The following is an 11515-nucleotide window of genomic DNA, read 5'->3' as shown; positions in this document are numbered from 1 at the left end:
GCCGAGGACGAGTTCGGCTCGCTCGGCGACACCTCGACGCTCGCCGACCCCACCGTGGTCGACGACCTGATCACCAATCGCCAGAACAGAACCCGCTGAACGCTTTTGGAAGGCTCCACCATGGCCTCGCTAGATCACAACCAAGTCCTTCGCAGCCCACAGTTTCAGGATCTCGTCCGTCAGCGGGCGCGGTTCGCCTGGACCCTATCAATTGCGATGCTCATCATCTATTTCGGGTTCATCCTCCTCGTGGCGTTTGCCAAGCCTCTCCTTGCTGCCAAGATCGGCGACGGAGTGACCTCGTTGGGGATCATCCTGGGACTGGGCGTCATTGTCTCCGCATTTGTTCTGACCGGCATTTACGTCCAGCGTGCGAACAGCCGGTTCGACGAACTCACCCGTCGTCTTGCAAGGGAGTTCATCTGATGTCTCGGCTGCTCATTCTTGCGACTGCAGCCTTTGTTGCTCTGGACGCCAATCTTTCCGGAATAATGGCGGCGGGACCGGATCTCGGCGCCGTGCAGAGACAACCCTTGAACTGGACCGCCATCATCATGTTTCTGGCCTTCGTACTCGGCACGCTCGGGATCACCTACCGGGCGGCGGCGCAGACCAAGTCCGCGGCGGACTTCTATGCGGCGGGAGGCGGGATCACTGGATTCCAGAACGGCTTGGCGATTGCCGGCGACTACATGTCGGCGGCATCCTTTCTGGGCATCTCCGGCCTTGTCTTCGCCAGCGGGTTCGATGGTCTGATTTACTCCATCGGGTTCCTGGTCGGATGGCCGATCGTGCTCTTCCTGATCGCGGAGCGCCTGCGCAACCTTGGCAAGTTCACGTTCTCGGACGTGGCTTCCTTCCGCCTCGACCAGACCCAGATCCGCATTCTCTCGGCCGTTGGGACACTCGTGGTGGTCGCCTTCTATCTTATCGCGCAGATGGTGGGGGCCGGCAAACTCATTGAGCTGCTCTTTGGCCTCGACTACCTCTACGCGGTTATCATCGTCGGTGTGCTGATGATCGTGTATGTGGCGTTCGGCGGCATGAAGGCCACGACCTGGGTGCAGATCATCAAGGCGTGCCTCCTGTTGGCAGGTGCCACCCTGATGTCCCTGATCGTCCTGTGGCGGTTCGGCTTCAGCCCCGAAGCGATGTTCGCCGAGGCGGTAAGAACCCATCCGAGAGGTGACGCGATCATGGCTCCGGGCGCCCTCGTGGCGGACCCGGTCTCTGCCATCTCGCTCGGTCTTGCGCTGATGTTCGGAACTGCCGGGCTGCCCCACATCCTGATGCGCTTCTTCACGGTGTCGGACGCACAGGCCGCACGAAAGTCCGTCTTCTACGCCACCGGCTTCATCGCCTACTTCTACATCCTCACGTTCATCATCGGGTTTGGCGCCATCACCTTCCTCATGAACGATCCGAGCTTCTTCAAGCTCGGCGCGAACGGAGCCTACGACAAGGTCAGGGATATTCTTGGTGGAACCAACATGGCCGCGATCCATCTTGCGACCGCAACGGGTGGTTCGCTCTTCCTCGGCTTCATCTCGGCTGTGGCGTTTGCAACGATCCTTGCTGTGGTGGCTGGCCTCACCCTGTCGGGAGCCTCGGCGGTCAGTCACGATCTCTATGCGGAGGTCATCGCCCGCGGGCGGGTGTCGGAACAGAAAGAGGTCCGGATCTCAAAGTTCTCCGCGATTGCGATCGGCATCGTGGCGATCATCCTGGGGTATATCTTCGAGAACCAGAATGTAGCCTTTATGGTGGGCTTGGCGTTTGCGGTCGCGGCGAGCTGCAACTTCCCGGTCCTGCTCATGTCGGTCCTCTGGAAAGGGACAACCACCCGGGGGGCCTTGGTCGGCGGCCTACTCGGCCTCGTCAGCGCGGTCGCCATGGTGGTCCTGAGCAAGGCCGTCTGGGTGCAGACCTTCGGCTTTGCACGGGAACTCTTCCCCTACGATAACCCCGCCATCTTCTCCATGCCTATCGCTTTCCTCGGGATCTGGGCCATTTCGAAGTTCGACACCAGCAGCCGCGCCAAGGCGGAGATTGCATCCTTCGACGCCCAGTACATACGATCGGAAACCGGCATTGGAGCTGCGGCTGCTCACGCTCATTGATCCGTATGATAACCGCTGCCTCCCGGTACACCGGGAGGCAGCCACGCGTCACCGGGGCGGAACGGACCCATGCAGAGCTTTGACATCACCAACCCGCCCTTTGACCGCCTGACGCACCTGGAGGCCGAGGAGCTCAGGACCAGGCTCGACATCGGGTATTTCAGCCCCAAGGAGGTGATCGTAGGCCACGGACGCTCCTCGGATTGGCTGCATGTCGTGATTAAGGGGGCAGTCGAGGCGCGGGATGGCAGCACCATTCAGACCGTGCTCGGGCCCATGGACAGCTTCGACTCCCGCGCTGTCGTGCACGGGGCAGCCGGCGAGGATTACGTCGCCGCCGAGGAGACGCTCTGCCATCTGATCCCGCGCCATGTCATTCTCGACCTGATCCACCGCAACCCGGCCTTTGCGGCGTTTTTCTATTCGGATGTGTCCCGCAAGCTCGACGCGTTCGCATATCAGCGGAAGGCTGAGGGGGTTGAAAGCGTCCTGCGGGCGCGGGTGCGCGATGCGCGGTATCGCACCGCAGTCATCATTGATGGAGGGATTACCGTTGAGCAGGCCGGGCACTGCATGAAGGACAACGACATCAATTCCCTGTTGGTGCGGGACGGGGAGCGTATTGGTGTGGTCACCGGCATGAACCTGTCGAAAGCGGTAGTTCTGCGCCGGCTCCCGCTCGACACTCCAGTTCGGGAGGCATGTCACTTCGATGTCGTCTCGGTCGACCTGGACGATTTCGTGTTCGAGGCGCTGCTGCTGATGACGAAGCACGACAAGCGGCGCCTCGCAATCCGCTCGAACAGCCAGTATGTGGGCTTCCTGGAGGACATCGACATCCTCGGCCTGTTTGCTGGCAACTCCCAGTTGATCCCGGGGCGGATCGAGCGCGCCCGCGGCATCGACGACTTGGCCGGTGCCGCCCGGGACATCCAGGCACAGGTCGAGCGCCTTCACCGGCAGGGGCTGAAGATCAAGATCATCGCCGAGATGACGTCCGACCTGAACCGGAGGCTGCTCACGCAACTCTTCGGGATGACAGCTCCCCCATCGATCCGCGAAGCCGGCTGCCTGCTGCTGATGGGGTCCGAAGGACGCGGTGAGCAGACCGTCCGGACAGACCAGGACAACGCCATCCTTCTGGCCCGGGATGTTCCGCCAGCCGACCTCGCGCAGTTTCGCGAGGCATTCTCTGGCGCACTGGACCGGTTCGGGTTCCCGCCCTGTCCCGGCGATGTCATGGTTCGCAATCCAATCTGGTCCCAATCGCTGGACGGCTTCATACGACAACTCAAGGCCTGGGTTCTCCGCGGTGATGCCGAGGCTGCGATGAACATCGCCATCTTCGTCGATGCCGTATCCGTGGCGGGCCCAGCGGATAGCCTCATCCGGGCGAAAGAAGCACTGTTCGCTCTCATGCGCGGCGAGGCCATACTTCTGGCACGTTTCGCGTCGTTGGTCGAAACCTTCGCGACGCCTAGCCTGGGCGTCCTCAACACCATCATGTCATCGGTCGGCGCCGGGGCGGACGGCATCGACATCAAGAAGGCCGGGACGTTTCCGATCGTGCATGGGGTGCGCACACTTGCCATCGAGAAGGGCATTCTCGCCACACCCACGGCGGCGAGGATCGAGGCCCTTGTGGAGGCAGGCTCGCTGGAACCGGCGTTCGGACGCGACCTGACCAGTGCCCTCCATGCGTTCATGGAGTTTCGTTCCCAGTCGCAGTTGCGGGCGCTGCACACCCGGACGATGCAGACCGAGTGCCTGGTACGCCTCGATGAGATCACCACAGTGGAGCGCGACATCCTGCGGGACGCCCTCCGGATTGTGCGTCAGTTCCGGGAGATCATACGCAATCGCTACAACCTCGGGGCATTCTGAATGAAGCGCTGGGTGCGCAATCTCTTCTATCGGGCGACCTTGGGGGACCGCGACTACCGGTTCCTGTTCGCGCCGGGACCTCCGGACGAGGTGGTAGTCCTAGATTGCGAGACGACTGGGCTCAACCCACGCACAGATGAGGTGATCGCCGTCGCGGCCATCGTGATCCGCGGCAACCATATCATGACGAGCAAGGCGTACAGGGCCGTGATACGGTCCGACAGGGATCCGACGTCCGAATCCATCAAGATCCACCGGCTCCGGGCACATGACGTGGCACAGGGGCGGCCCATGCACGAAGTTCTTCCGGAGTTGCTCCGCTTCATCGGAGGGCGTCCCATCGTCGGCTATTACGTGGACTTCGACGTGCGCATGCTCGACAAGTACATTCTCAGGTATATCGAAGCGAAGCTGCCCAATCCGCGCATCGAGGTGTCGGAAATCTACTTTGCCCTCAAGTACGGCGACGCCCCACCTGGGACGGTGCTGGATCTCCGGTTCCAGTCGATCTTGGCGGACCTCAGCATCCCAAGCCTCGCGCAGCATGACGCCTTCAACGATGCCCTCATGACAGGCATGATGTATGTCCAGCTTATGGACATGCGCAAGCGAGGATCCCGCATCAGCCGCGGGCGAGCCGTGCGGCAAGATGCTCCCATCGGCGCTTGAGGGTGCCCGGCTTTGCCGGGAGCGCGCAGAATGACCGGATTCCAGAGCAGCAGATCGCGGCCTTTGCCATCGAGGGTGCAGGATATATGCAAGAGCGTTGCGGAGTTTGGATGGATGGTAGCCTCTCGCATAGGGCGCACCTGGTTCTGTCGCAAACTCGAAAAATAGGCGATTTTAAGCGCCATTTTCAGTCCTGGCGGCGGCGCTAAGCCGTAGATTCTACAACAGCCGGTCAGTGTGAACTCGCCAGTATACATAAGTAAAAACCGAATTTGCGACAGAACCTAAGCGAGCGGCATGATCGATCATCCCGCGCTGCCTTGGTCAGGCCGTCTTCAGATTAACGGCTGACTCTTTGCCGGAGCGGCGGTCCGCCTCGACCTCATAGGTGACCTTCTGGCCTTCCACCAGACCACGCAGCCCGGAGCGTTCAACCGCACTGACGTGCACGAACACGTCCTTACCGCCGTTGTCCGGCTGAATGAAGCCGTAGCCCTTGGTCTCGTTGAACCTCTTCACCGTACCCGTGCCATCAGTCGCCCCTTCGTTCGCACAATGGTGCGAGGCTACAATCCTCCCAATGTCGATTTCGCCCGTGAGAGGAGAGACTGCAGCCCGGCGCTTGGCGCAGCTTACCGGCTCATCAGGCGCGAAAGCAACCTGCTCAAGGAGGATCGCGATCAATGAGGTAGGGGAATGTCGGCCGTTTTGATGCATAAATGATGCTGGATATCATCCTTCAGAGGAGTAGCTCACATGAGCCGTTGCCCGTTGTGGCAATCAGCATCCAATGATTTTTGCAGCCCGAACCAAGCGCTGGTGAGCCGAGCCGGCAGTTCACGTGCAGCAATAACAGTAAGGGAGCCCCCTGTGACCTACCAGCTTATTCAACTTGCTCCTGGCAGCTAAGATCTTGTGCTCGATGGCGAGATCATCGGGAGCGTTGTCCGGAGTGGATCCCATAGCGACAAGGTCACTTGGACCGCAGAACTTCTGGAGGACGGTTCGATGGAATCTCGGCCTACGCCTTTCACCCAGGTTGAGCATACGTTCGAAACATTGGAGGACGTCTGCGCCTGGCTAAAGGGCGCTGAGGTCACACCCTTGCGCCGCACGGCTTGATGCATAGCGCTGTGGCGCCCCGCATAGGATGACAGCATCAAGCGAAGCAGCGCGTTTGTGGTTTTCCCGCTACAGCCACAGCGTCGGAATTCAGGCAGAGAACGTCCGCGGCCGGAGCCGACACTCGCCTCTTACGGGCAAATCTCATTTTACCTGATTATACTGAAAGCAACTGCCATGAAGCAGACAGAGGTCACAGGACCTTCCTTTGCTCCTACACTGACGCCGGAACTCGCTCAGGCATCCGTCAGATTTGTGACAAGCCCCCTTATGTTGATCGGGATCAGCCTCTTGGCCAGCATCTGACAGCACCACCTCGTACGCTCGATCCTTCACAGTAAAGCTGGGTCTCGAAGGCGACAGGCTCAACCGGGTTCATCACAGGCTGCAAACGGTCAGTGAGCTGAGCTCTAATGGGTCCAGCTCTGCGCCTTTGCGACGAGGAAGTCCCGGAACACCTGAAGCCGTGAGACGGAGCGCGCTTCCTCGGGATAGACAAGGTAGGAGTCAAGCGTTGGCATCTCGACATCGCGGAGCACCTGCTTCACATGCGGGTTGTTGCTCATAGCGTAATCCGGCGCCATGCCCACTCCGGCTCCTGTCTCAATGCCACGCCGCAGCGCAAGGCTGTCATTCACCACTAGCCGGCTGGGACGTGGATCCTTCGGATGGCGGCCCCAGGTTGCCAGATGGTGGAGGTCACAGATGAAGGAGGGTTGATCACCGCCCAAGCTGATGATGCGATGCTGATCGAGATCCTCCACCCGTCCGGGCTCTCCGAAGCGCTCGATATAGCTGCAAGCCGCATAGGCATGGTAGTGGATGGTGAACAACCGGCGCTGGATCAGGTCCGGCTGAGCCGGCCGACGCAGCCGGATCGCGATGTCCGCCTCTCGCATCGACAGGTCTAACTCGTCATTTGTCAGGATCAGCTGGATGCGGACTCCGGGATAAAGGTCCAGGAACTCTGTGAGGCGCTGCGCCAGCCAAATGCCGCCGATCCCCACCGTGGCGGAGACCTTGAGTTCACCCGTGGGCCGTTCACTGGTCTCGGTGAGCTGTTGGCGGGTGCCCTCAAGGCGCAGGCGCATGTCCTGAGCTGCCTTGAACAGCACCTCGCCGTGCTCCGTCAGGATGAGGCCACGGGCATGGCGGTGGAACAGCGGGACCTTCAGCTCCTGCTCAAGAGCACTGATTTGGCGACTGACAGAGGACTGGTTGACGCCGAGCTTGTTACCGGCCCGGGTGAAGTTGCCGGCATCAGCCACCTCATAGAACAGTCTGATCTTGTCTCAGTCCAATGAGGATCCCCCATGCTATAAGCCTGCTATTGCACGTCGTAGGCCTGAGACAAGTCCACTTACGGATTATTCAATAGGCAGCTTTGCTCTGCCTGGCGGGTACTATTCATATGTGAGTGGAGCTAATCAGGTAACGACCGCCCCTACGTCCCTGTTTCAGACTGGGACGCGAACCAAGCTTCATAGGGCTGTTAACCGCCATGTGACGATTGTAGTGTGGTTCGCCGTTGCTCCATCATACAGGGCTACATTCACCAAGCACCGTCTTCGCTGCATCGACCTGCATCCTGGCTGCTCGTGAGGCTTCGGGCTCGCCCTTTGCATCGCGCACGGCCCTGCGAGCTGCGATCAACCCGCTGACCAGCAGCTTGCGCTCCGCTGGATCCTTGCAGCCCTGGGATGGCTGACAAGATGCGCAAGCAGCAGGGGACGTACGTCTGCAATCGGCAGCTAACACACGCAGCTCAGTTCGGGCAGCTCGTCGCATGAATATCAGCGGGAAACGAGCCCATATCCTCGGTTCAGGCCTCAATTCATGACAGAGCCGCAGAAATTGCCCAAAAAATGAGCAGCAAGGCGTCGGGTTCACGGATCTTCCAGCAGATAGCTTTGGCCTGAAACTTGCTTGATGCTTTAGTTGAGGATCTGCATCGAGAGCTCCCAGTAACTTGACCAACGATACAAAAACAGGTCAGCGGCCTCTTCGCGTTGCGATCGTTGAGGAGAATAGCATCAGGGCCGCTATTCTGCTGGACGGCTTGCAGGACGCCGGGGTCGCTGACGTGGAAGTCATCAACACGATGACCCACATGCTTCGCCGGCTGAGCATCATCGATCCGGACGTGATCATCATCGGGATTGAGAATCCCAGCCGCGACGTGCTCGAGCAGATGTTCCAGGTCTCAAAGCTCGTCTCCCGTCCGGTGGCCATGTTCGTGGACCAATCCGATGAGGGCATGATCCAAGCCGCTGTCGAAGCGGGCGTATCCGCCTATGTCGTTGACGGACTGCGCAAGGAGCGGGTGAAGGCTATCGTGGACATGGCGGTCAGCCGGTTCAATGCATTCGAGCGTCTGCAGCGCGAACTGACCGAGGCGCGCAGCCAACTGGCGTCCCGCAAGATCATCGAGCGCGCCAAGGGCATCCTCATGAGGAACCGGGAGCTCTCAGAAGAGGAGGCTTATGCGCTACTTCGCCAAACGGCCATGAACGAAAAAAGAAAGCTCGCCGACATTGCGCAGAGTGTCGTCACGTCGGCTTCGCTTCTGGAGAAGTAATCGCGTGTTGGATCCGCAAACATTCGGGAACCCACCGATCGGCCGATCAGGATCGTCGGTGGGTACGCCTGCCCAAACGAAAGGGCGTCCTACGCCGGAGCGGCTGGTGCGCGTGGGATTTATTCCACTCCTCGACGTGGCGGTGCTCGTCGCGGCCGAGGAACACGGTTTCGCCCGACGCGAGGGCATTCGCCTGCAGCTCATCAAAGATGTGTCATGGTCGAACATCCGCGACAGGCTGGCCTTCCGGCAGTTCGATGTCGCTCACATGCTGAGCCCGATGCCGGTCGCCTCCCAGCTGGGGCTCGGCTCGAATCCCTATCCTTGCTTCACGCCCTTCGCGCTTGGGCGCGGAGGCAACAGCGTAACGCTGTCGCTCGAACTGTATCGCGAGATGCAGGCAGTCGCCAGCCTCGACGGCTCAGAGGATGCACTTGCAAACGCTCACGCTCTGAAGGCATTGATCGACCGCAGAAGGCATGAGGGTCGCAAGCCGCTCGTCTTCGCTATGACCTATCCGTTCTCGTCCCATAACTACGAGTTCCGCTTCTGGCTCGCGGCGGCTGGCATCGACCCGGACAGCGACGTAATCATGACGGTAGTTCCGCCGCCGCTGACGGTGGATGCCATGGCGGCACGGGCCATCGACGGGTTCTGCGTCAATGCGCCTTGGAACATGATCGCCGTCGAGAAGGGCGTAGGCCGGATTGTGGCCACGAAGGCTGACATATGGCCGTCCGCCCTAGAGAAGGTGCTGGGCGTCAGTCCTGACTGGGCGGAGAAGAACCCGGAGAACCTGGCGCGTCTGATCGTGGCCTTGGATGCCGCCGCCCGCTGGTGTGACGATCCGCACAACCACCACAGCTTGGCCGAGATGCTGAGCAGGCCAGCCTATGTGGGAGTCGCACCGGATCTGATCCTGCGTCTTCTCAAGGGAGAAATCCTGGTCGATCCCAACGGCGGAACGCGATTGATCAAGAATTACCTGATGTTTCACGGCCAAGCCGCCAACTTCCCTTGGATCAGTCAGGCTCGGTGGATCTACAGTCAGATGGTTCGTTGGGGGCAGGTTGCCCACGATGGTGCCTGCCTTGCACAAGTCGAAGCCGCTTATCGGCCAGACATCTATCGCAGCGCGCTCGCGGGCTCAGCAACGCCCGTTCCTGCCATTGATAGTAAGGTTGAGGGCGTTGGATCCAGTTCAACCGTTGTTCCCGCCGCAGGCGGGCACCTCAGCTTGGGCACGGATGCGTTCATCGACCAGCGCGCCTTCGATCCGAGCGATATCCCGGGTTACGTGAGCGGCTTTGCGATTCGAGCGAAGTAGGTTGCGCTGGCGTAGAAATACGCAATCGGGCCCGTCTAGTAGGCTGAATGTGCACAAACAATCAACTTGAGCAAAATCCGTGCAGTGCTAACCTTTTCCCAAGGTTTGGCCAGACAATGAAGTCGTAGCCTGCCTTGATCAGCAGCGGGGATCATCGTTGATCGCCGCGCGTGCCCTCTGAAGAGGCACTTTCTCGACAACGACGTCGCATGGTTTGTTGCACTGCCGGGACAGCGGCATGCAGTTCATCACGCGGCGCTTTTTGCGTTCAGGCAAGGTCCTCGTGTACGGCGTGGGCAATCTGTGTCCGAATAGATATCCGGAGGTCGTTGATGCTGCAGCCGTTAAGACAACCATCTGAAGCCGAACCCGGTCGCTTGGGCTACCTGGCCAAGCTGCCCGTCTTCTTCGACCTGCGCGGCAGACGCGCTGTGCTCATCGGCGGATCACCGGGCGCTGCTTGGAAAGCCGAGCTCCTCGCGGCAGCGGGTGCGCATGTCGATGTCTATGCGCGCGAAGTCGGGGTCGAGATGGAGGCCCTGCTGGCCCGCGGAGCAGCGGATGGCTTTCTCGCCCTGCACCGTAGGGGTTGGACTCCCGATGTTCTTGACGGCGCCGCTCTTGCTGTCGGCGATTTCGAAGGGGAACGCGAGGCAGAGTCCTTCGCCTTAGTTGCGCGTTGGTCTGGCGTTCCAGTGAATGTGGTCGACAAGCCCAGCTACTGCGACTTTCAGTTCGGCTCGGTGGTCAACCGCTCGCCGGTCGTCATCGGCATCTCGACCGATGGAGCCGCGCCGATTTTGGGACAAGCCATCCGGCGTCGCATCGAGACATTGCTGCATCCGTCCCTGTCCTCATGGGCCTCGCTCGCCAAGACGATGCGCGAGCGCATCATGGATCAACTGCCTCCGGGGCTGCCACGTCGTGCGTTCTGGGAGCGCTTTGCCGATTTTGCGTTCCAGGGCCGCCCACCAGAGGCCACGGGGTCGAGTGTCGAGGCCGTGCTCAGACAAATCGCATCGCGGCCTGTTGGGTCGACGGGGCGCGTCACGCTCGTCGGCGCGGGGCCGGGCGATGCGGAGCTGCTGACTCTCAAAGCCGTACGGGCGCTCCAGGCCGCCGACGTCATTCTCTTTGACGACTTGGTTTCAGACGATGTTCTCGAACTTGCCCGCCGTGAAGCGAAGCGCCTCATGGTTGGAAAGCGGGGAGGGCGCGCATCCTGCGCACAAAAGGACATCAACGACCTCATGACCCGCCTGGCTCTGCAGGGAAAACATGTAGTGCGTCTGAAGTCCGGTGATCCCATGATCTTCGGCCGGGCTGGCGAGGAGATCGAGCACCTGGAGCGCGCAGGCGTTCCCGTGGATGTGGTGCCCGGCATCACTGCAGGCATCGCCCTGGCAACGACGCTGGGCGTGTCCCTCACTCATCGCGAGATGGCGCAGTCGGTTCGATTCGTGACCGGATGCGCGAGAACAGGACGTCTTCCTGATGACTTGGATTGGCGCGGCCTGGCGGATCCGCACACGACAGCGATCTTCTACATGGCCGGAGGGACGGCAGGAGCGATTGCCGCGCGGCTGGTGGAAGAGGGATTCTGCCCGGACACTCCGGCGGTGATGGTGTCGAGCGTGTCACAGGATGACGAGCGCTGGGCAGGGCCCATCTCGAAACTCGGCGAAGCAAGTGACCAGCGCAACTCCTCGAAACCGGTCATCATCGGTGTCGGTCGCGTCTTCGGCCGGGTCGGCCAGGTAAGCCTTAGGCGCGACCCTGAGCCTACACAGCGGCTGCCGGCGCAAGCATAAGAAG

Annotated in this window: 9 protein-coding genes; 7 read left to right on the top strand and 2 right to left on the bottom strand. The window is 60.7% G+C overall.

Annotated elements, in window-relative coordinates:
- Positions 1–120: 120 nt before the first annotated feature.
- The 4 genes from JKG68_RS23720 to JKG68_RS23705 all read left to right on the top strand — a co-directional run bounded on the left by JKG68_RS23720 (position 121) and on the right by JKG68_RS23705 (position 4673).
- Positions 121–426 (top strand): DUF485 domain-containing protein, encoded by a 306-nt coding sequence (locus JKG68_RS23720; protein WP_202063809.1) that lies wholly within the window; start codon positions 121–123, stop codon positions 424–426.
- The gene (locus JKG68_RS23715) at positions 426–2120 is read left to right on the top strand and encodes a cation acetate symporter (protein ID WP_202063808.1); all 1695 of its coding nucleotides are present in this window, start codon (positions 426–428) and stop codon (positions 2118–2120) included. The genes JKG68_RS23720 and JKG68_RS23715 overlap by 1 nt, the downstream gene beginning before the upstream one ends.
- A 69-nt stretch (positions 2121–2189) precedes the next feature.
- The gene (locus JKG68_RS23710) at positions 2190–4004 is read left to right on the top strand and encodes a DUF294 nucleotidyltransferase-like domain-containing protein (protein ID WP_202063807.1); all 1815 of its coding nucleotides are present in this window, start codon (positions 2190–2192) and stop codon (positions 4002–4004) included.
- Complete coding sequence (locus tag JKG68_RS23705; protein ID WP_202063806.1) at positions 4005–4673, top strand: 3'-5' exonuclease; 669 nt, start codon at positions 4005–4007, stop codon at positions 4671–4673.
- A 324-nt stretch (positions 4674–4997) separates the two neighbouring features.
- On the opposite strand, the gene JKG68_RS33705 is transcribed toward JKG68_RS23705, so the two are convergent.
- Positions 4998–5192 carry a cold-shock protein gene (locus JKG68_RS33705; RefSeq protein WP_312890938.1) on the bottom strand — a complete coding sequence of 65 codons (195 nt, stop codon included), beginning with the start codon at positions 5190–5192 and terminating at the stop codon, positions 4998–5000.
- Positions 5193–6205: 1013 nt separating this feature from the next.
- Positions 6206–7081, bottom strand: a complete 876-nt coding sequence (locus tag JKG68_RS23695) for a LysR family transcriptional regulator (RefSeq protein WP_312890939.1) — start codon at positions 7079–7081, stop codon at positions 6206–6208.
- A gap of 683 nt (positions 7082–7764) precedes the next feature.
- Between JKG68_RS23695 and JKG68_RS23690 the strand changes: the two genes are divergently transcribed.
- The 3 genes from JKG68_RS23690 (at position 7765) to cysG (ending at position 11511) form a co-directional block, all read left to right on the top strand.
- Positions 7765–8373, top strand: a complete 609-nt coding sequence (locus JKG68_RS23690) for an ANTAR domain-containing response regulator (RefSeq protein ID WP_202063805.1) — start codon at positions 7765–7767, stop codon at positions 8371–8373.
- A 58-nt stretch (positions 8374–8431) separates the two neighbouring features.
- Entirely contained in the window at positions 8432–9700 is a 1269-nt protein-coding gene (locus JKG68_RS23685) for a CmpA/NrtA family ABC transporter substrate-binding protein (RefSeq protein ID WP_312890937.1), read from the top strand.
- A gap of 332 nt (positions 9701–10032) precedes the next feature.
- A complete protein-coding gene (cysG, locus tag JKG68_RS23680; RefSeq protein WP_202063803.1) occupies positions 10033–11511 on the top strand; it encodes a siroheme synthase CysG in 1479 nt (492 codons plus the stop codon).
- Positions 11512–11515 lie beyond the last annotated feature (4 nt).

This window comes from Microvirga aerilata, from assembly GCF_016743775.1.
Taxonomy (GTDB): domain Bacteria; phylum Pseudomonadota; class Alphaproteobacteria; order Rhizobiales; family Beijerinckiaceae; genus Microvirga; species Microvirga aerilata.
This window is presented reverse-complemented; position numbering and strand designations above follow the sequence as displayed.